Consider the following 20653-nt stretch of genomic DNA (forward strand, 5'->3'; position numbering starts at 1 on the left):
ACGTCACACTCCCCCTCCATGCCGGCCGCACCAAGCCCCCCGCAGGAGCCTCTCACCGGCTTATTCCCCAGGATGACGCCGATGGCCATACCGGCGAACAAGAGTCCGAACAGGACAACCGTTACGAGTACGGTGGTAACCATCAGTCAGTCTCCTCGTCGACATAAGGGGCGAACGCCGGTGTCATCCGTTCCTCGACCGTGTCGTCGTCCCGTACCAGCAACAATACTGCCACATCCTGCTCGCGCGCAAACGCGTAGCCCGCCTCCGGGCCCAATGCCATGATCGCCGTGGCCAGGCCATCTGCCTCCTTGGCGTTGTCGTGGAGCACGGTAACCGAGACAAGCTCCTGCGGTGTGGGATAGCCGGTACGGGGATCAATGGTGTGGGAGAACTCGCGATCCCCCTCACGGAAGAATTGGCGGTAGCTTCCGGAGGTGGCCACTGCCTTGTCGCCGGGCTGGATGACGCTTTGGATCGCCCGCTCCCCCGGGACGGGTCGTTCGATGGCGATGCGCCACCGCTCGCCGTCCGGCTTGCGCCCCCGCACCCGCATGTCCCCGCCGATATCCACCAGGTAGGCGGTGATGCCGCGCGTCTCCAGGCGCTCAGCGATCAGGTCCGCCGCGTACCCCTTGGCGATGGAGGACAGATCCAGGTAGACGCCACCGGGCTGGGTGAGCGCGCGGGTGTCCCTGTCCAGCGCCAGTTGCTGCCAGCCGACCCGCGCCCGGGCCGCCTCGATGGCATCCTCCGCCGGTGCCTCGCTGCGGGGGCCGTCCGGCCCGAAGCCCCATACGTTGACCAGCGGGCCCACGGTGGGATCGTAGGCACCGTCGGTCTGCTCGGCCAATTCCTTCGCCGCGAGCAGCACCACGGTGAAATCCGGCGGCAGGGTGATGGACTCACCCGGCGCCGCCCGGTTGAACCGGCTGATGTGGGAGTCTTCCCGGTAGGTGCTCATCTGCGCGTTCACCCTCTCCAGCGCCGCCTCGATGTCCGCGCGCACAGCGGCAACGTCGTCTTCGCCCGGCGCCGCCACAAACTGCACCGACCAGGTGGTGCCCATGCTGGCGCCCGACAGGGTCTGGACCTGCGGGGGCTGCCCACACGCGACAGCCAGCAGACAAATGGCCGGCAGCAGCACGACGCGCAGGCCCCGCATGCACCAGCGCACGGCCATGTCAGCCTCCGAAATCGTCCAGGAGAATATTCTCTGGCTCCACGCCCAGATCCGTCAGCATCTTGATCGCTGAGGCATTCATGATCGGCGGGCCGCAGAGATAGTACTCGCAGTCCTCCGGCGCCGGGTGATCCTTTAGGTAGTTGTCATACAGCACCTGGTGGATGAAGCCGGTGAGGCCCTCCCAGTTGTCCTCCGGCAGCGGGTCGGACAGGGCCAGGTGCCAGGTGAAGTTGTCGTACTGCGCCGCCAGCCAGTCGAAGTCCTCCACGTAGAACGCCTCCCGATAGGAGCGCGCGCCATACCAGAAGGTAATCTTGCGGTCCGTCTTGATGCGCAGGAGCTGGTCGAAAATGTGCGAACGCATGGGGGCCATACCGGCCCCCCCACCAATGAACACCATTTCCGCGTCCGTATCCTTGGCGAAGAACTCACCGAAGGGACCGAACACCGTGAGCTTGTCCCCTGGCTTGAGACTGAAGCAATAGGAGGACATCTTGCCCGGCGGAATGTCCTTGCTGGCACCCGGCGGCGGGGTGGCAATGCGGACATTGAACTTGAGGATGCCCCGTTCTTCCGGATAGTTGGCCATGGAATAGGCACGCACCAGTTCAGCGTCGCTCGAGCACTCCAGGTCGAACAGGTTCATCCGCTCCCAGTCCCCGCGGTATTCCTCGGGCACGTCGAAATCACGGAACTTCACATGGAACGGCGGGGCTTCCATCTGCACGAAGCCGCCGGCACGGAAATCCACTTCTTCTCCTTCCGGGAGCTTTAGCACCAGCTCCTTGATAAACGTCGCGACGTTGTCATTGGAAATCACCTCGCAGTCCCATTTCCGCACCTCGAAGAACTCCGGCGGCACCACGATCTTGAGGTCCCGCTTGACCGGCACCTGGCAGGACAGGCGATAACCCTCGCGGATCTCCTTGCGGGTAAAATGATCCTCTTCGGTGGGTAGAATGTCGCCGCCGCCCTCCAAGACCTGGCAACGGCACTGGCCGCACGTCCCCCCGCCGCCGCAGGCGGAGGACAGGAACACACCCTTGGCCGCCAGTGTGCCGAGCAGTTTTCCGCCGCTGGAGGTCTGCAGGCTCTTGTCGGGATCGTCGTTGATTTCGATGCGCACATCGCCGCTGCTCACCAGGCGCGAGCGGGCGACCAGGATCACCAGCACCAGCGTCAGCACGACCGCGGTGAAGGTGGCTACCCCGAACAGGATCTCGAAAATCATCAGAGCTGAACCCCGGCGAAGGACATGAAGCCCAGGGACATCAGCCCCACGACGATAAAGGTAATGCCCAGACCTTTGAGTCCGTCCGGCACATCGCTGTACTTGAGCTTCTCCCGGATGGCCGCCAGCAGCACGATGGCGAGCGCCCAGCCGACGCCTGCGCCGAAACCGAACACCACACTCTCACCGAAGCTGTAGTGGCGCTCCACCATGAACAGGCTGGCACCGAGAATGGCGCAGTTGACGGTGATCAACGGCAGAAAAATGCCCAGGGCGTTGTAGAGTGCGGGCACGTACTTATCCAGCGTCATCTCCAGGATCTGCACAATGGCGGCGATGACGCCGATGTAACAGAGCAGCCCCAGAAAGCGCATATCCAGGTTCTCCAGGGCGGCAATGCCGGTCCAGGCCAGCGCGCCTTCATCCAGCAGGTGCTGCAAGAGGAGGTTGTTCACAGGCACAGTGATGGTGAGTACCACGACCACCGCTATACCCAGCCCAAGCGCCGTCTGCACCTTTTTGGAGATGGCCAGAAACGTGCACATACCCAGGAAGAAGGCAAGCGCCATGTTCTCCACGAACACCGCGCGTATGAACAGGCTCAGGTAGTGCTCGAACACGGTCCGCTCCTCCCCGTCAGAACGCCTCACTGGTGCGCGAGTTCGGCGCAATCTTGAACGGCTGCTCCTCCACCTGCTCCGATTTCCAGGCGCGCAGCAGCCAGATGAAGCCGCCGATCAGGAAAAACGCGCTGGGCGGCAGCAGCATCAGGCCGTTGGTGTAATACCAGCCGCCCTCGGTGACCGGCTGCAGAATTTCCACGCCCATCAGCGTGCCGGAGCCGAACAACTCGCGGCTGACACCCACGAACAGCAGCACCACGGAGTAGCCCAGGGCGTTGCCGAACCCGTCCACCGCTGAGAGAAACGGCGGGTTGTTCATGGCAAAGGCCTCGGCACGGCCGAGGATGATGCAGTTGGTGATAATCAGGCCGACAAACACTGAGAGCTGCCGGCTGATGTCATAGGCATAGGCCTGGAGTACCTGATCGACCAGAATAACCAGCGAGGTAATGATGGTCATCTGCACGATGATACGGATGTTGGCCGGCACATGCGTGCGGATGGCGCTGACGAAAAAGTTGGAGCAGGTGAGCACAAAGATCACCGCCAAGCACATGGTGATGGTTGTCTGTAGCGTGGTGGTAATCGCCAGCGCCGAGCAGATGCCGAGGATCTGCAACGCGATGGGGTTGTTGTTAAAGATCGGCTGAAAGAAGACGTCCCTCGCCTTTGCTTCTGCCATGGTTACCTCCTCAAAGCGTCCTGGAACCCCGGGCGCCATTACGCTGGTACGCCTCGCGCATACGCTCCAGGTACGGACCAAAGCCGGCCTCACTCACCCAGAAGCGCACCAGATGATTAACACCATTGGCCGTGAGCGTGGCGCCGGACAAGCCGTCGATCTTGTGCTCCTCATCCGGTTCGCCGTCACCCACGGCACCCTTTACCACCCGGATGGCCACCTCACCGTCCTCGTCGAACAACCGTTTGCCTTCCCAGTTCTGCTGCCAGCGCGGATTGTCGATTTCGCCTCCCAGCCCCGGCGTTTCTCCATGCTCGAAAAACCCGATGCCGGCCACGGTATTGGCGTCAGGCTCCAGGGCGAGGAATCCGTACATCGTGGACCACAGGCCGTAGCCATGAACCGGCAGGATGATGCGACGCACCTCGCCGTCCTCGCCCCGGGCCAGAAACACCTCCGCAACCTGGGCCTGGCGGCGAATGCCTGCCGGATCCGGGCTCACCGGTCGGCTGAGTTCCGGATCGCGGGCGGCCTGCCGCTGGTCGTAATCATCAGGCTTGTCCACGTACTCGCCGCTGTCGATATCCACAAAGCGGCGTTCGACGGTCTCAAACGCCGCGCGCACGTCCATGCCGGGCTCGTACAGGCCTGCGGCCTGAAGAACGTGGATCTGGCGGTATTGCATGAAGTTCTCGTGCTGCAGCGGGCGCAGCCCGACAGCCGCTGTGGCGACCACCACCGCACACACCAGGCACACGAACAACGCCACCCGCAGGGTGTTGCCAATCGATTCCTTGTCCACGGCCATAACGCTAACCCTCCCTTCGCCGCATGCGCCGCCGGATGTTGGCCTGCACCACGAAGTGGTCAATCAACGGCGCACAGAGATTGGCGAACAGAATCGCCAGCATCACGCCCTCCGGGAACGCCGGGTTCACCACCCGGATCAGCACCACCATGACGCCGATCAGCGCCCCGAAAATCCATTTGCCGGCATTGGTCATGGAAGCCGATACCGGGTCTGTGGCCATGAACACCAGGCCGAAGGCAAACCCGCCCAGGGTGAGGTGCCAGTACCAGGGCATCTCGAACATGGGGTTCGTGTCGCTGCCGATGATGTTCAACGGCACCACCATTGCCACCATGCCCAGGAACACACCCAGCATGATGCGCCAGGAGGCGATCTTGGTGACCAGCAGCACCACGGCCCCCAGAGCAATCAGCAGTGTCGAGGTCTCGCCGATGGAACCCTGGATACCGCCCAGGGAGGTCTGCATCCAGGTCAGATCCACACCATTGACGCTCGCGGCAGGCTCCGTCAGCCCGACGGAGTAGTCGATTTCCCCCGCTGCGGCCAGGGCCAGGGGTGTGGCGCCGGAGAAACCATCCACCGCGGTCCATACCGCGTCGCCGGACATTTGCGCGGGATAGGCGAAAAACAAAAACGCGCGCCCCACCAGGGCCGGATTGAGGAAGTTCTTGCCGGTACCGCCGAAGATCTCCTTGCCCACGACCACACCGAAGCTGATGCCCACGAATACCATCCACAGCGGGATGGTGGGCGGCAGAATCAGGGTGAACAGGATGCCGGTGACGAAAAAGCCCTCGTTGACCTCGTGCCCGCGCTTCCACGCGAACAGCCCTTCCCAGATGAAGCCGCCCAGGTAGGTGACGATGAAGATGGGCACGTAGAATACGGCGCCGTGGAGAAAATTGGCGGCCGCGCTGGTGTAATTGAAGCCGGTGAACAGCATCACGACGTCGGTGCGCCAGCCGGGGATGGGATCGTAGCCGAACTCGGTGATCTGCAGGTTGGCCTGGTAGCCGGTGTTGTACATGCCCAGAAGCAGCGCCGGCAGGGCCGCGAACCAGACCGTCATCATTACCCGCTTGAGGTCGATGCCGTCACGCACGTGGGCGCTGGTGCGGGTGGTGTTGGAGGGGCTGTACAGCATGGTATCGAACATCTCGTAGAAGACGTAATACCGCTGCAGCCTCCCGCCTTCGTGGAAGTGCGGGGCGATCCGATCATCGATGAACTTCCTCAGCCCCACCTCAGCCCTCCACTTCGATGCGCGTCAGGTTGTCCCGCAGGATCGGGCCGTACTCGTACTTGCCCACGCAGACGTAGGTGCATAACGCCAGGTCTTCTTCCACCAGTTCCAGCGCCCCCAGGGCCTGGGCCATCTCCGTATCGCCCACAACCAGGTAGCGCAGGAGCTGCGTGGGCAGGATGTCGAGCGGCATCACTTCCTCATACTGGCCCAGTGGCACCATGGCACGCTCGCTACCGTTGGTGGTGGTGGTGAAGTTGAACCGCTTCCACGGCATAAGCCGCGACAGGTAGATGTTCAACTTCGAATGCCGCTCGATGCCGGGTGACAGGTATCCCAGCAACTTGCGCTCGTGGCCTTCGCGCAACACCGTGACCTGATTCGCCAGCCGACCCAGGAAAGCCGTGGGCCCCTTGCCGCGATGCCCGTTGAAGACCGAACCGGAGATGATCCGATTCTCGCCCGGTTCCAGCTCGCCGGCGGCCAGATCGTCCAGGGAGGCACCCACGCGGGTGCGCACCAGCCGCGGCTGCCTGACCTGCGGCCCGGCCAGCGCGACAACCCGGTCCGTGTAGAGCCGGCCGCTGGTGAACAGCCGGCCCATGGCAATCACCTGCTGGTAGCCCACCACCCACACCGTGCGGTTCATGTCCACTGGGTACAGGAAATGGATATGGGTGCCGGGGTTGCCCGCGGGATGCGGGCCGGCGAATGACTCCTCGCGGACCTGGTCGCTCGCGAAGGACGGCAGCGTCGAACCGGCGGCGCGGCAGACCCACACGGGGCCGTCGGTCAGGCGGCTGAGAACGGTCAGGCCATCACGGAAGGCACGCAGCTCCTCGCCGATGATGATATCAGGACTGGCGGCCAGCGGATTGGTGTCCATGGCCGGCACGAAGATCGCGTGCGGGGCGGAACCAGGCGTCGGAACCTTACCGAAGGGACGCGTGCGAATTGCCGTCCATTCGCCGGAGGCGATCAGTTGATCTTGCACCGTGCCCCGGTCAAGACGCGCCAGGGTCGCGGCGTTGTGCGCGGTAAACGGCTCCTCGCCCTCGCCCCCGGCGAGGTCGATCACCACCGACAGCAGCACCCGTCGCTCGCCGCGGTGGATGGCACTGACCCGACCCGCTGCAGGCGCGGTGTAGCGGACGCCTTCGACCTTCTTGTCTTCGAACAAGCCCTGCCCGCGCCGCACCTGATCGCCCTCCTGGACAAACATGGTTGGCTTCAATCCGGGATAGTCGGCCCCAAGCAATGCGACGGAGCGTACCTTCCGACCCCGTTCAATCTCTTGGCGCGGCGTACCGGCAATCGGTAAGTCAAGACCCCGCCTGATTCTGATCATGGTGTTCGCCCAAGGCGTAATCGCCTGGGCAGAGAGCTCTCTGGACGACTGGAAAACTTCAGGCTGGCGGCACTCGAGGCGCTTGTTGACGCCGCTGTGAACCACCGATAAACGACAAAATTGCGCGTTGCTCCTCCCTGGTCGCGCAGCACACCGCCGGGGCACCGGCACGGCGAATGAACTGCCTGGCGTTGAGAAGCCGCTGAGCGATTTCTCGCGACCACGACCACGACCGCGATGAATAACTCGCGCGCCCTGACAGAAAGTATTGCCGTAAGATGCCGCTGTTACCAGTGTAAACCGTTCTGGCGCCGCGCAAAGGTTCGGGTCATACGCGGCCGAGACGGCCCGCACCACCTGAACTATGCTTTCCGAGAGCGCACAACGAGAGTGACCACCAACGAAAACTCGCCTGTGAAGGGAGGACAATCCAATGGAGACACCTTTGACGGTCGTCCTGGAGGAAAAAGCGCGGCTTCTGGCAAGCAAGGGTGCCACCCTGTATAGCGTGTCACCGGACACCCCGGCCTCTGATGCCATCCGCATCATGTGTGACGGCAACGTCGGCTGCGTGCTGGTCCTCGAGGACGGCAAACTGGCCGGTATCTTCTCCGAACGCGACGTGATGCGCCGCATCGCCGACGCCGGCGTACCGCCGGCGTCGGCGCCGGTGCGCGACTTCATGACCACGAAGCTTTTCACTGTGCAGCCCTCCATCACGGTGGAGGAGGCGCTCGTCCATTGCACCGATCAGCGCGTCCGGCACCTGCCGGTTACGGAGGACGGAGAACTCCTGGGCCTGCTGTCCATCGGCGACCTGGTGCGCTTCGTGGTGCAGGACAAGGACCGCGACATCGCCGATCTCGTCGATTACATCCACGGGCATCAGATCCAGATCTGAACGCCAACCCGGCAAGGTAAGGCACCAGCTTCCGCACTTTCGGGGGCGATGCGTTGGCGCGTGTGCGCTCGGGGTAGCCTTGATGGCGTCCAGTGGACGCGGAACACATCCATGACGGACATTGACTCGGACACACTACGCAAAAGCCTGGGCGCCTTCGCCACGGGGGTCACCGTTGTGACCGCTCGTGACCCGGCCGGCAACGCCGTCGGCATGACTGTCAACAGCTTCACCGCGGTGTCCCTGGAACCACCGCTGGTGCTGTGGAGCGTGGCTCGCGGCGTCGGCCCCGTTGACGCGTTTAGCACCGCCAGCCATTATGCCGTCCACGTGCTACACGCCGACCAGGAAGCCCTTGCCGACCACTTCGCGCGGGACCGGGACGACAAGTTCGCCGACATCCCCTTCACCAACGGCATCGCCGGGCTACCCCTGCTGGACGATTTTACCGCCCGCTTCCAGTGCCGGGTGGAGCAGCGCCTCGACGGCGGCGATCATGTCATGCTGCTCGGGCGGGTGCTGGCGCTGGACCACCGGCCGGGTGAACCACTCATCTTTCATGCGGGTGGTTACCGGCGGCTCTCGATCTAGTGTCCTGTAACCCCTGACCCACACGCTTCACCGACGCATGACCTGAATCTACCGACCCGCGAGCAGGCTTTGGGGGTTTTCGATGGGCTGGTACTCACTCAACCGTGACAGCCCCACGACGCAACGGACGATTGTCCAGATCATCAGCGCCAGCAAGATGAGGAAACCCACACCGATAACGGACAACACCACCCCCAGCAGGCCCACCGCCAGGGAAAGCCAGAAGGTGCGAATCTGAAAGGTATAATGGGACTGCACCCATTCCGGAGCGCTATTCCGGTTCACGTAGGCGAACACCACGCCGATGAGCGTCGTAATGCCGCTGGTGAGAAACCCGACAAGATAGAGAATGTAGACAACCATGGGGATTTGCCGAAGATTACTCGCTACGGTTGTCTGAGATTCGTCGCTGCCACGCGTGGCGGGCTTATGTTCGCTCATGGACTCGTGCCTCCTGCATCGCGGATGCGTCAAGGCAGCGATTGTTGCAGGGCGGCGTCCAAACGCCAAGCCCGACCGAACGCGCCCTTCGGTTCAGGCGTTGCCCTGGTGTCCTGTGGAACCACGCCCCTGGCCGATGCACGCGCCGGCTCGCTGGAATGCATCGGGGCATTGCCGTTGCAGCGCCTGCGAGGCTCCGGGGCTGGCGAACCGACTGGATGCCGCGCAACGCGTCGCGACCGCGCTGGAGGACCTCCCTTGAACACCCACGCAGGCGCCGAGTGGCTCGCCCGGCGTGAATCGCCGGATCAAATGGCCCGGCCGGCTGCACTGCTACCGCCCCTGATGGCGTGGGTGCCCGCGGCCCGGCAACAGGCGCCGGCGCAACAGCGCCGGGGGCAGGGGCTGCAGCGTCGACCGGCTTCGGTTCGAAACTAACGCCGCGCTCAGGTGATAGCGATTGGCGCATATCCCCCGGCCAGTCACATGACGGAAACGGCCTGATTTCGTGGCACTATGTCCACCTGGGGTCTGGGTAGACTTGCACACGTATTGGACAGCGCATATGCAACAAGCGGAGCGCGCGATCTTTGACCTTCGCCGCGGCCAGCCGGTTCGGGTTGCCGACGGTGGCCCGGGCGTGATGGCGCTCGCGGTCGAAACTCTCACCATCGAGGCGCTGCAACGTCTGCGCACGCACTGTGGCGGGCAGACGGCACTTGTGATCACACCCAACCGGGCGCGCGCCCTTGGCATGGAGCCTGGAAACGCGCCGGCAATCCGGCTGCCGCTGCGCCCGGAGGTCGCCATCGCTGACATTCAGGCACTGGCTACCGTGGTCTCCGATATCGGCCACCACCGCGCCAACGTGGCCCTGGAACCTGCCTCCGACGCGGAATACGCCGCCATGTACCTGGCGCGTGCGGGCAAGCTCATCCCCGCCGTGCTGAGCATCAGTATTGCCGCAGCGGATGGCGATACCGTGGATCAACTCGAGGCAGACGGCACGATTCTGCGCATCGACGCGGAGTCTGCCCTGGCGGTGGCTGCGGCGCCGCGGCTTGAAGTTGTCCACGTCAGCGAAGCAAGCGTACCGCTCGCCGATGCCCGCACAACGCGGTTCATGCTCTTCCGTGAAGCCAACGGCCTACTGGAGCATGTGGCGGTGCTCATCGGGGAGCGGGCGCGATGGCCGGATCCATTACCCATTCGGCTGCACTCCTCCTGCCTTACTGGCGATCTCTTCGGCAGCCTGCGTTGCGACTGCGGCGAGCAGCTGCGCAACAGCGTGCGGGCCATCGACGAATCCGGCGGCGGCATTCTGCTGTATTTGGCCCAGGAAGGCCGGGGGATCGGCCTGGCCAACAAACTGCGCGCCTACACCCTCCAGGACGGCGGCCTGGACACGGTGGAAGCGGACTGTTCGCTGGGATTCGGCCCCGACGAACGCCGCTACGAAGCAGGGGTCGAAATGCTGCAGCACCTGAACGTCAAGCGCGTCTCGCTCCTGACGAACAATCCGCTCAAAATCGAAGCGCTGGAGGATGGCGGCATCACGGTGGTGGACCGCCAGCCGCTGCACGGCTCACTTAACCCGCACAACGTGCGCTACCTCAATACCAAGGCCGATCGCGCCGGCCACTGGCTCGATGAGCTGCTGTCACGGGCACTGCCCGCGGGGCGGTAGCTGCGGCGCGGTCAATCCCCTCGAGCTGGCGGGCTTGACAGGGCGTCCAGCGGGAACGCCCGGGTCTCCTCGATCAGGGCTGCGAGCACGCCGCCGTAGTGCGCGACCAGGCGTTCCCCGGTCGCCGCGTCACCCTGACCGGCATTCCCGACAACGCCCGCCGGATTGAGATCCCGGGCCATCCAGGCGAACGCTGCCGCGCGTCCCGCGCCAAGGTAGCGAAAGTCCCGGGCCAGCAGCTGCCCCAGAGACTCGAAGCGTCCAAGCTCGTCGGTGCGCACCTGCTCCGGGGCAAGGTGGCGCATCATCGCCACCTCCAGTGCGCCACCGTGAATCCCGTGCTGCAGCTCCTCGGCGTCCAGGCAGGGCGGATCGGGCTGCGGAAACCGGAAATAACTGGCCTTGACCACCAGCAGCCCGCTTTCGCGCCGCAGCCGCAGCGCCGCAAGATCCATAACGCCACTATTGCCACCATGGCTATTACTCAGCAGCAGGCGGCGCACGCCCGCAGCCGCCACTGCACGGCCGCATTGACAAACGCAGGCGATGAGCGTCTCGGGTTCCAGGCTGAGCGTGCCGGGAAAATCCCCGTGTTCCATGCTCGCCCCCACCGACAGCATGGGCAGCACCCACGCCGGGTAGTCCTTGGGCAACCGCTCGAAGGCCGCCGCCAGGAGACCCTGGCCGATGATGCAATCCGTCGCCAGCGGCAGATGCGGCCCGTGCTGCTCCACAGCGGCCAGGGGCAGGATCGCCACAGGATCCGTGCCGGGCAGCCGCCCGGCCTCCGTGGTCGTCATGTCCTGCCAGTAGCGCACTCTGCGGCTCATGGCTCACCCCCTCGGGCCATTCGGCCCATTGACCGCCCCGTCGCTTGACGCGGACCGTTTCACGCGCTCGCCTTGCCTGTGTCCATCCGACTGAAGACTCTGCCACAGGCAGTGGCGCTCACATGCACAATTTTTCTTCAGCACCCATCAGGCCGTGAGCACCACCGCTGGATCAACCCCCGCACCCGGACCCGCCCCCTCCGTGGATATAATCTGCGAGACAACAGCAGGGGCAGCGACACCGCCGTGACCCGCAGCAGCTCCGCTTCGACGACGGTCACTCGCCCGGAATGTGTGCCCGTAGCCACCAACCCCCGCACCACGCAGCGCTTGCCCTGTGCGCGGGCACCGCCGAGCGGTCAATTAGGCTGATGTTCGCTTCATTCGACCCGCGTTGCGTTTACCCAGCGGCGGATGGCAGGGCGTCGGCTGTCCGGCCGGAATGGGCTCGACAGTGACGCTGGCCAGCGAGGATATTTCGACGGAGAGCACGCAAGCGGGCAGGCTTTGGGGATGATGGCGGGGCGCGAAGCCCTTCACCACCCGGGGAGGCCCGGTCAACCGGTCGGGAAAAGGGTGTTTATCTCTTTATCCTTGCGATACCCATGGTCAATGGCACTACGGATCCGGAGATGCTGCAATTCTTCCGCAGTCGATTGCAAGTTCCAGAATAAGCGCTACGGCGGTGGATACGGCGGCGATCACAATGTCACTCTGTGCGTCGCGGCTCGACTGACAACCAGCGCGTCTAAAGTGCCTATTCGGTTGATGTCCTTGTTAGTATAGTCGAATTTGTTCAGCACATGACGCATTGCGTTTAATCTCGCACGCTTCTTACAATCTGACTTCACGACAATCCATGGCGATTCAGCTGTATCCGTATGAAAGAACATCGCCTCTTTGGCGACTGTGTACGCATCCCATTTATCAAGAGATGCCCGGTCAACAGGGCTCAGTTTCCATTGTTTCAACGGATGGGATTCACGCTCGACGAAGCGCCTTTTTTGCTCTTCTTGCGTTACCGAAAACCAGAATTTGATCAAATGGATTCCGGATCGAACCAGATTGCGTTCAAATTCAGGAGATTGGCGGAAGAATTCGCGGTACTCTTCATCAGTGCAGAAATTCATCACACGCTCAACGCCCGCGCAATTGTACCAGGAGCGGTCGAATAAAACGATTTCGCCGGCGGTTGGCAGGTGTTGTATGTAGCGCTGAAAATACCACTGGCCTTTTTCAACGTTGGTCGGTTTTTCCAGAGCAATAACATGAGCACCACGCGGATTTAAGTGCTCCATAAAGCGTTTGATGGTGCCACCTTTACCGGCCGCGTCTCTACCTTCAAATAAAATCACCACTTTAGAACAAGTCTCTTTGAACCAATGCTGCAGCTTCAACAGCTCAACCTGCAGATTGTATTTTTGTTTTTCATAGGTTTTACGGCGCAGTCTGTTCTTATAGGGGTAGGGGCTTTCCTGCCAGTTGAGCACCAGTTCATCATCAGAGCTCTGACCAAGCGCCGCTATTTTTTCAAACTCCTCTCGCAACAACACTTTACGAAGCATCGCTACATCATCTGGCGACGCGCCTTGTATTATGGAGTTCAGCTGAGTGCTCAGCTTTTCAACGGTTTGCTCATCGTGCGAGTCGGCGTGGCGGGCAGCAATATCACGCAATACCACTTCAAGCGAAGCCTGAGCAGAGCCCATCCTGTTTTTGCTGGTTTCTTCAGTAATCGCGGCTGGCGCCAAATCAGGCAGGGTGTCGCCTTCGCGAATGGCTTGCCTGTCTTGCGCATTTTTTTTTCGCCGTGGATCATCTGCTTTTTTTGTCACGCCTAACTCCTCTTTTTACGTACTATAGAGTATAGATAAATAGCACGGGACCGCTTTGATCAAAGTCATTTCGGCTACACGTCTTCCATGCTCGCCCCTACCGACAGCATGGTCAACACACACGCGGGATAGTCCTCGGGCAACCGCCCGAAGGTCGCCTTCAGCAGACCCCGGCCGATGATGCAATCCGCCGCCAGCGGCGGATGGGGCCGTGCTGCTCCGTGGCGGCCAAGGGCAGGATCGCCACTGGATTCACGCCGGGCAGCCCCCGGCGTCCGTGGTCGTCATCTCCTACGAGCAGCGCACCTGGCGTTAGCCACCAACCCCTGCACCAGGCACCCCTTGCCCCCGGCATCCAGCTACGCCAATGCGCCCAGCGCCGTGGTCAGCGCGGCAAATTCAGGCCTCCGGCGTCGTCAACGCGGGCGGCCTGGGCACGCGCATGGCGTCCATGCCCGAACAGCACACACCGCGCGCGCGGTGACCTCCGCGAATCGGGGCAAGGGCAAGCCGGCCAGTCCCGCCGATGAACCGCCAACGCCTGCCGAACGCCGGCCAGCGATGGCCTGGGCGCAACGCCTGAATCGCATCATCAACATCAACATCGAAACGTGCCGCGAATGCGGCGACGTCAGGGTCATTGTCTGCGTCAAAGACGCGGCCCCGGTGGTCCAGACGGAGCAACAATGTCGCCTCCATCGCCGGCAAGGCCGGCTTACCCCAGCTGTCCCATAATTCGGCCTAGAAATTCGCCGTTGTCGGCTTCACCAACGCGGTGGCCAGGGAGGTGGCCGCGGAGGGAATTACCGTCAACGCCCTATGCCCGTGTCTCGTCGGCACCGGCAAGTTTCCGGGGGGGGCGGAGGGCTGGCCGTCCGCTGGCGGCAGGAGGGAAAGAGCGAGGAAGCATCATGGGCCCGGCACCGGCAGACCCTGTTGCCGAAGGGCGCTGCGCAGACCCCGGAGGACATGGGGCAGGCAGCCGTGTATCTGGCCTACGCACTCCAAGTCACCGGGCAGGCAATTGCCGTGGACGACGGATTCTCACTCTGACTCCCCGGGTGAGCCCGGTCCAGGCCCTGGTACCCGGACCGGCAACGGGCGTCTCAGTCGGTCAGCCAGTAGCTGGTCACGACGCCGTCAATCATCTGGGGCAGGATCACCAGTCCTCTGTCTTCGACCACCAGGTGATCGGCGAGGCCCTGGCCCAGCTCCAGCAACGCCTCGAACTCGCCGGTCGGCCGGATGCGGTAGAGAACGCCGGACATCCAGTCGGTCACCAGGTAGTTGCCGCTGCCGTCCGGCTGGACGCCGTCCAGGTGGCCGACCGGAGTGCTGTCACCCAGGCTGGTCACCGTGCCATCGTCCAGGTCGACCGTCTTGAGGTGTCCCGGTATTTTCGTCTCGAAGCCGTCGGTGATTACACCCCAGGAGGCGACGATCAGGCGATCCTCCTCCACCAGCACGCCGTTCGGCCCCTCCAGGGCGGCATCATCCACCCAGCGCTCGAAGGCACCGTCGCGCAACCGGTAGATGGCGTCGGTCATCATGTCGGAGACATACACGGTACCGTCCGGACCGGCAGCCACGTCGTTGAGGAACACCGAACCTTCGCCGGCGTGCCGGGCGACAATCTCGCCGCTGGCGAGATCCACTTCTACCAGCTCCTCGATATCCGCGGCATACAGGCGGTCGCCGACGATATCGATGCCCTTGGGCGCGTTCAGTCCGGTCGCCCATTCCAGGGTCTCAATGCTGCCGTCGAGGTTCAGGCGCGTGATGAAGCCCTCCCCGTTCTTATCGCCGGGATCACCATTTACGTTGCTGACGTAAAGCTGCTCGTTCCCGGGGTGGTAAACAATCGATTCGGGCTGCTTGAACACGGCCTCGGTGGTCCAGTGTTCCTCCAGTTCCAGCCGATCGGCCTGGGCCGTCCCCACCAGCAGTCCGGTCAAGCACAGCAGGGCGCCACTGCGCAGTGTCCGGGCTACGGAGCGGGACGAGTCGATGATCTGCTTATGGAACATCGGATCGCGCCTCCTTGAGCAGGCGTATAGGCAGTATAAACCACGTTTTAAGCAGCCGGTGGTCTCTCCTCATCCGTGTCGGCATCTGCGGGCAGCGGTCACTGCGACTGGTCAATCGGCTCTGAGTGGCGTCACGGCCCTCCAATCCACCCCCGACGACGGGTTCGCCGGCGCGCTCTTCACGAGCCCCCTCCCACTCGGCCAGCCGCGACCGTGGCCGGGTCGCAGACGGCACAGCCCAAGGGGCCTCAGCTCTGGGTCATCCCCTCTCGTCGAACACCCCCCGTTGGGGCGGCGCCCGGCCCGGCGGCCGCATAGAGGCTTCGGACCAGCCGGCCAGAGCGGCCGATAAGCCGCCAACGCCCACCGAACGCCGGGCAGCGATAACCTGGGCGCAACGCTCAAGGCGCGTCTTGCACATCGACATCGAAACCTGTTGTGACAGCGACGGCGCCGTCGCAGTCATTGCCTGCGTCAAAGCCCCGGTGGTGATTCACAACATCCGCACCCACCTGAACGAAAAGGCCGCTCCGGAACCACTGGGCCTGTTGCTCTCGGCGCGGGCACCGCCGAGCGGTCCATTTGGCTGAGGTTCCCCTCCGAGATGGGCACATCGGCGCGCACGTCGCCACTGAGGGGTCGTATGCTCTCGCGCTGGCGCCATCGCCTCCATGACCTTGTGCTTGAGCAGCCATGCGATGCGGTAGGAGACTCCCAGATGGCGGCGCAGCTCCAGCGCCGCCGTGTTCGTCTTCGACTGGGTGATCAAGCCGATCGCCATAAACCAGGTGTCCAACGGCAGGTGATTGCGCTCCATCATCGTGCCCACGCGCAAGCTGCACTGATACTGGAAAGCCCGGCACAGCCAGTCGGGTTGGTCGCGGCGCCGAAACGTATGGGCGTCACACCCACCGCAGCGCGGGCACACGAAACCCTGCGGCCAGCAGCAGCTGCGCCAAGGCCGCTCCTTACTGTGCTTCGGTTTCGCAGGCAGCCATGAATCCGCTCAGCGACAGGCCGGGCTGTGTCTGAATGTCATGAACTGCCATGGATCGGGCCACGAGGTATCATGTGCACACACATCCAAGTGTACAAAGGCACGGCACTCGGGCGTGCGCCGACAGCCAAGTTGAACCAAGCATATAATCAGGGGGATGCCTATTGATGGCTCGGGCGAGATTATTATTGGGAAAGCTGGACCGCCTCGTTGGGCAGCTACCGCATTTGATGAAGCCAAGTGTCTTGCAATGGTGGTCAGGCAGACTCACAAGTCATTCCAGGAATTACTAACACGATTGGATTCCGCGATTGCGGATGCCGTTGAAGAACAGTTATTTGTGGACAGAATCAATGGATAGCTTGCAAAATCTCGTACATGACTGCGACCAGATTCCGAGGGCTGGTGTGTCGATCCTTTCTGGCGCCGCCTATTTTGAGATTGAAAATCTTGGTTGGTGCCTGTTTGTTGAAAGGCTGGCAACAGAGGATGACTTGGAAAAAAACCATCATCTTGAAGAAATCGGTGGAACCATTCGGACAACTGCAATTGAAATCAGGTACTGTCCATATTGCGGAGTAGAGCTCCATGATGCGGGGTCTCGGAGTTCACCGGACGAGTTTGGCTATTTTGTCCATATCGATTCATCAGGCTGGTTGAGCCGGCGCCGCTAACACCGAAAAAAAACATAATGGGAGGTGGGTATGGCTACTGCGAGAGCCCGGTGCATGAGGGATACTTTGGAACGGAATTGGACTTGATTTTCGCGAACATCAGGGTTCACGCATGAACAATCAAGAACTGCTGAACTTGATCGACGAACTCGCCAACGAGTTCGGTGTTCCGGGTGTTGCCGCCGGTGTATGGCACGCGGGCAGGACGACTTACGCCCGTCATGGGGTGACCAGCATCGAGAACCCGTTGCCGATCGATGCTGGCACGCTGTTTCAGGCAGGCTCGATCGGTAAGACGTTTACGGCCACCGCGCTGGCTCTGCTGGAGACTGAAGGGCGCGTGGAACTTGACGCGCCGGTGCGCCGCTATGTGCCGGAGCTGCACTTGGCGGATGCGACGGCAGCCGCACAGGTCACGTTGCTGCAGCTCCTGAACCATACCGCGGGCTGGGAAGGCGATTTCTTTCCGGATACGGGCGAAGGCGATGATGCGCTGGCGCGTTTCGTGACTCAGCTGAACGAGGTTCGGCAACTGACTCCGCCGGGCACAGTGTTCTCGTATAACAACGCGGCGTTCTGCCTTGCGGGCCGGGTCATCGAGAACGTCACCGGTGACACCTATGAGGGCGCGATTCGCAGGCTGATACTGCAACCTCTGGGGTTTCGCGAGTCGTTCTTCTTTCGCGACGAAGTCATGACGCGTCGGTTCGTCGTCGGCCACAAGCCTTCGGAAGGCGATGCGTTGGATGTCGCGAGGCCGTGGGCGCTGCCGCGCAACGGCGCGCCGGCCGGTGGGATCGTCACCAGCATCGCAGATCTGCTCACCTGGGCCAGATTCCATTCCGACGATGATCGTAGCGCGCATGGCTTGCAGCAGCTGAGCAGTTCCGGTCTGCGTGCCATGCGCGATCCCACCGTGCATATGCCAGGCTGCGCGTTCGGCGATGCATTTGGTATCGGCTGGTTCCTGAGCGACCTCGGCGGCACCCGGCTGGTGAGCCATGGCGGCAGCACGAACGGCCAGGAGGCCAGTCTGGCGTTTCTCCCTGAACATGACTGGGCGCTTGCGCTACTGACCAATGCAAGTCCCGGTGGTATGGCACTGAACCAGGTGGCCCAGCGACGCGTGCTTGCGGCTTGTACCGGGATCGTCGAGGAGCAACCCCAGCCTCTGTCGGCAGCGCCCGAGGTGCTCACTGCGTATGCGGGGGAATATGGCGCCCGCGGCATGCGTTGCATGGTGGCTGTCGGCGAGGCCGGAGATCTCGTGTTCACGCTGCCGAATGATCCGGAACTGCTCGTACTCATGTTTGAGAACGGCGAAGTGCCGCAATCGACACCAACGGTCCTGCGTGCCGGGCTTGTGAGTAGGCAAGCGGATCGCTTCGTGCTCGCGGCCGGTCCCGTACAGGGCGTCACCGGATACTTTGATCGTGACGGTGATGGCCGCGTGCGGGCGCTGCATCTGTTCGGACGCTGGCTGCCGCGCGTGGGCACATGATGTTCAATACAACTGACGCATTGCCGACCATGTCCCGCCGGACGGCAGCGTCTGCTCTCCACTCATAAAGAGCAACAACACGCCGTCGAATTGTACAATATGGCGGTCAACAGCGAGCATCGCCGCATAAGGTGTTGCCGCCGCGCTGATCTGATCCTTTATTGAGTGCTGCGAGAGCGATGGTGTGCGACTTATTTGGGCGGGTACCGACGTTGCGAACACCGCGGCGCGGCGCACGTTCGAGGCGACTGACGCGGAAGTGGAGGGTGACCCCTACACGGAATAGTGAGTGGAAGCTTTTGCGCTAAGCGTGTTGCGTGGAAGTCGATCAGGATGCCCAACACGCGCATACAGCGCGACGCGGGCTGATGGAATGCGTTGTGCCGCAGCGCACGAAGGATGGCGTTATGCTGAAAGTTGTGCTCACTGAGCTCGAGCAGAACCTGGACCTCGCATACCGATCTCGTGTGCAAAAACATTTCAATATGGATGTTCAAGGATTCATGGGTGTTCCCACACCTGTGGTGCGCAAGATTGCGGCCAGCACCCTGAAAGACATAAAGCCTGCTCCATTCTCGGATGTCCTGGTCCTGTGTGAAGAATTGTTAAAAACAGGTGTGTATGAGTGCAAGATCATTGCATTCGATTTGGTTTTCCGGCGCCGGAGGTCATTAGAGGTTCACCATTTTAGCGTTCTTGAAAGATGGCTTTATACTTATGTCAATGACTGGACCGATTGTGATGATTTGTGTACACATGCGCTAGGTTTTCTGATCGCGGAGAATCCAAGCTTGGCCGAGAGCAGCTTGCGATGGACACGCTCAGGCAATCGCTGGGTGCGTCGCGGTTCAGCAGTTAGCCTGATCTATGGTCTGCGCAGAGGATTCTTGTTGGATGCGGCCCTGCAGTCAGCGGAACGACTACTGAAAGACTCGGATCCCTTGGTTCAAAAGGGCTATGGCTGGATGCTGAAAGAAGCAAGCAAGTGCTGTCCCGAGAGGGTCTTTGATTTTGTTATGAAGTCCCGATGGGAAATGCCGAGAACCTCACTACGATATGCCATCGAGAAGCTTCCCGAGGGACAAAGACAAGAAGCTTTAGCGAAAAGTGAACAACAAGGCCATCCACTTGAGGCTTCTACGTCGCGCAACTGATAGCTGACGTTATGCGACCGCGGTGACGACGCTCCGATTCATGTCGTATGAAGAATTCCCAAAGGGCTTGAGAAACCTGCTGTCTTGGTCACCGCATACAGGCCGGATCCGGCTCGGTGGGACGACAATTTCGTGACGAGGAAATAATCATGGCGAAGCGGGTTAAGAAGAAGTATGTGCATGAGGGCAAGTATGTTGCCGAGCTCGAAGTATCGCTGATTGAGGACGACACGCAGTGGTCTCCCTACCTGACATCGACGATGCATACAAGCTGGACGACGTCCGGGATGCCCTTCGCCAGGGCAATCTCGATGCCGCTGCACGGAATGGCCGAATCTACCAAATGCGGCAGGTAGCCCATCAGTAGCTGCATAACACGGCGCGTGAGGCGACGCTCGCACATACCGCGCGCCTCCCTCAGCTATGCGTTGGGCGCATCACCAGGAACTTGCCCCTCTCCGAGACTCACTGTGCATTGCGTACAGCCTTCTATCCGCTGCGCGCCGACGCCCGAGAGGCCCTGGCTTCAGCGCCATAACTAGAATTGCTGCGTTACTCCCTGGCCCATACTCAGAATTCCTGCACCCGGGAAGGACCGGTTGACCGGTCCGGAAAAGGGTGTTTATCTGTTTATCGTTATACGCAGAGTGCAGTTCCCGAATCGCGGAAATGCCCATTCAGCGTGGGGATAAGCGAACGCCTTGTCGGTACGGTCGCGCACCTGATTGGACGTCCCCCGGTGCAGTGGACAGTCCGGCGCTATGAATTGGCGGTGGGGGGCGCGACAACGCGGATCTGGCAAGCGCCCCAATTCGCGCCTCCCGCTTGGTCGGCCATTCGGATGGTGAACCCGTTTCGACACATGCTGGGTACGCGTCCGACGACCACCGA

General features: G+C 62.0%; 22 protein-coding genes. 8 read left to right on the plus strand and 14 right to left on the minus strand.

Annotation, left to right across the window (positions count from 1 at the left end; genetic code table 11):
- From nqrM to QZT63_RS15810, 8 genes are all read right to left on the minus strand, one after another.
- Positions 1-143: (Na+)-NQR maturation NqrM (gene nqrM / locus QZT63_RS20130; protein WP_366637351.1), on the minus strand; the 143-nt coding region annotated here is incomplete at its 3' end.
- A complete protein-coding gene (locus tag QZT63_RS15780) occupies positions 143-1183 on the minus strand; it encodes an FAD:protein FMN transferase (RefSeq protein WP_290652450.1) in 1041 nt (346 codons plus the stop codon). The genes nqrM and QZT63_RS15780, both read right to left, overlap by 1 nt.
- Before the next feature lies 1 nt (position 1184).
- Positions 1185-2417, minus strand: coding sequence for an NADH:ubiquinone reductase (Na(+)-transporting) subunit F (gene nqrF, locus QZT63_RS15785; RefSeq protein ID WP_290652451.1), 1233 nt, complete (start codon positions 2415-2417; stop codon positions 1185-1187).
- On the minus strand, positions 2417-3037 hold the full coding sequence (gene nqrE, locus QZT63_RS15790; RefSeq protein ID WP_290652452.1) for an NADH:ubiquinone reductase (Na(+)-transporting) subunit E: 621 nt from the start codon (positions 3035-3037) through the stop codon (positions 2417-2419). Before nqrE ends, nqrF begins: the two co-directional genes overlap by 1 nt.
- Before the next feature lie 16 nt (positions 3038-3053).
- Complete coding sequence (locus QZT63_RS15795; protein WP_290652453.1) at positions 3054-3722, minus strand: NADH:ubiquinone reductase (Na(+)-transporting) subunit D; 669 nt, start codon at positions 3720-3722, stop codon at positions 3054-3056.
- 10 nt (positions 3723-3732) lie between these two features.
- Positions 3733-4530: a Na(+)-translocating NADH-quinone reductase subunit C gene (locus QZT63_RS15800; protein ID WP_290652454.1), complete on the minus strand. Its 798-nt coding sequence runs from the start codon at positions 4528-4530 to the stop codon at positions 3733-3735.
- 4 nt (positions 4531-4534) lie between these two features.
- On the minus strand, positions 4535-5776 hold the full coding sequence (locus tag QZT63_RS15805; protein ID WP_290652455.1) for an NADH:ubiquinone reductase (Na(+)-transporting) subunit B: 1242 nt from the start codon (positions 5774-5776) through the stop codon (positions 4535-4537).
- Position 5777: 1 nt separating this feature from the next.
- The gene (locus QZT63_RS15810; protein WP_290652456.1) at positions 5778-7124 is read right to left on the minus strand and encodes a Na(+)-translocating NADH-quinone reductase subunit A; all 1347 of its coding nucleotides are present in this window, start codon (positions 7122-7124) and stop codon (positions 5778-5780) included.
- 433 nt (positions 7125-7557) lie between these two features.
- On the opposite strand from QZT63_RS15810, the gene QZT63_RS15815 reads away from it, so the two are divergent.
- Together QZT63_RS15815 and QZT63_RS15820 are read left to right on the plus strand one after the other, a co-directional pair.
- Positions 7558-8025 (plus strand): CBS domain-containing protein, encoded by a 468-nt coding sequence (locus tag QZT63_RS15815; RefSeq protein ID WP_290652457.1) that lies wholly within the window; start codon positions 7558-7560, stop codon positions 8023-8025.
- 111 nt (positions 8026-8136) lie between these two features.
- The gene (locus QZT63_RS15820; RefSeq protein WP_290652458.1) at positions 8137-8616 is read left to right on the plus strand and encodes a flavin reductase family protein; all 480 of its coding nucleotides are present in this window, start codon (positions 8137-8139) and stop codon (positions 8614-8616) included.
- A 48-nt stretch (positions 8617-8664) separates the two neighbouring features.
- On the opposite strand, the gene QZT63_RS15825 is transcribed toward QZT63_RS15820, so the two are convergent.
- Positions 8665-9057: a hypothetical protein gene (locus QZT63_RS15825; protein WP_290652459.1), complete on the minus strand. Its 393-nt coding sequence runs from the start codon at positions 9055-9057 to the stop codon at positions 8665-8667.
- Between the two features lie 258 nt (positions 9058-9315).
- Between QZT63_RS15825 and QZT63_RS15830 the strand changes: the two genes are divergently transcribed.
- Together QZT63_RS15830 and ribA are read left to right on the plus strand one after the other, a co-directional pair.
- Complete coding sequence (locus QZT63_RS15830) at positions 9316-9495, plus strand: hypothetical protein (protein ID WP_290652460.1); 180 nt, start codon at positions 9316-9318, stop codon at positions 9493-9495.
- Between the two features lie 127 nt (positions 9496-9622).
- Entirely contained in the window at positions 9623-10744 is a 1122-nt protein-coding gene (gene ribA, locus QZT63_RS15835) for a GTP cyclohydrolase II RibA (RefSeq protein WP_290652461.1), read from the plus strand.
- A gap of 11 nt (positions 10745-10755) precedes the next feature.
- Here ribA and QZT63_RS15840 read toward each other — a convergent pair whose 3' ends face one another.
- From QZT63_RS15840 to QZT63_RS15855, 4 genes are all read right to left on the minus strand, one after another.
- On the minus strand, positions 10756-11574 hold the full coding sequence (locus QZT63_RS15840) for a creatininase family protein (RefSeq protein WP_290652462.1): 819 nt from the start codon (positions 11572-11574) through the stop codon (positions 10756-10758).
- A gap of 701 nt (positions 11575-12275) precedes the next feature.
- On the minus strand, positions 12276-13409 hold the full coding sequence (gene ppk2, locus QZT63_RS15845) for a polyphosphate kinase 2 (protein ID WP_290652463.1): 1134 nt from the start codon (positions 13407-13409) through the stop codon (positions 12276-12278).
- A 399-nt stretch (positions 13410-13808) separates the two neighbouring features.
- Positions 13809-14093 carry a hypothetical protein gene (locus QZT63_RS15850; protein WP_290652464.1) on the minus strand — a complete coding sequence of 95 codons (285 nt, stop codon included), beginning with the start codon at positions 14091-14093 and terminating at the stop codon, positions 13809-13811.
- 422 nt (positions 14094-14515) lie between these two features.
- On the minus strand, positions 14516-15436 hold the full coding sequence (locus QZT63_RS15855; RefSeq protein WP_290652465.1) for an SMP-30/gluconolactonase/LRE family protein: 921 nt from the start codon (positions 15434-15436) through the stop codon (positions 14516-14518).
- A gap of 413 nt (positions 15437-15849) precedes the next feature.
- Between QZT63_RS15855 and QZT63_RS15860 the strand changes: the two genes are divergently transcribed.
- The 4 genes from QZT63_RS15860 (at position 15850) to QZT63_RS15875 (ending at position 19762) form a co-directional block, all read left to right on the plus strand.
- Positions 15850-16026, plus strand: a complete 177-nt coding sequence (locus tag QZT63_RS15860; RefSeq protein ID WP_290652466.1) for a hypothetical protein — start codon at positions 15850-15852, stop codon at positions 16024-16026.
- A 760-nt stretch (positions 16027-16786) separates the two neighbouring features.
- Positions 16787-17107, plus strand: coding sequence for a hypothetical protein (locus QZT63_RS15865; RefSeq protein WP_290652467.1), 321 nt, complete (start codon positions 16787-16789; stop codon positions 17105-17107).
- A 112-nt stretch (positions 17108-17219) separates the two neighbouring features.
- The gene (locus QZT63_RS15870; RefSeq protein WP_290652468.1) at positions 17220-18608 is read left to right on the plus strand and encodes a serine hydrolase domain-containing protein; all 1389 of its coding nucleotides are present in this window, start codon (positions 17220-17222) and stop codon (positions 18606-18608) included.
- Positions 18609-18925: 317 nt separating this feature from the next.
- Positions 18926-19762 carry a DNA alkylation repair protein gene (locus tag QZT63_RS15875; RefSeq protein WP_290652469.1) on the plus strand — a complete coding sequence of 279 codons (837 nt, stop codon included), beginning with the start codon at positions 18926-18928 and terminating at the stop codon, positions 19760-19762.
- A 244-nt stretch (positions 19763-20006) separates the two neighbouring features.
- Here the strand turns inward: QZT63_RS15875 and QZT63_RS15880 are convergent, their stop codons facing one another.
- Entirely contained in the window at positions 20007-20165 is a 159-nt protein-coding gene (locus QZT63_RS15880) for a hypothetical protein (protein ID WP_290652470.1), read from the minus strand.
- Positions 20166-20653 lie beyond the last annotated feature (488 nt).

The sequence above is a fragment of the Aquisalimonas sp. genome (assembly GCF_007120195.1).
GTDB lineage: Bacteria > Pseudomonadota > Gammaproteobacteria > Nitrococcales > Aquisalimonadaceae > Aquisalimonas.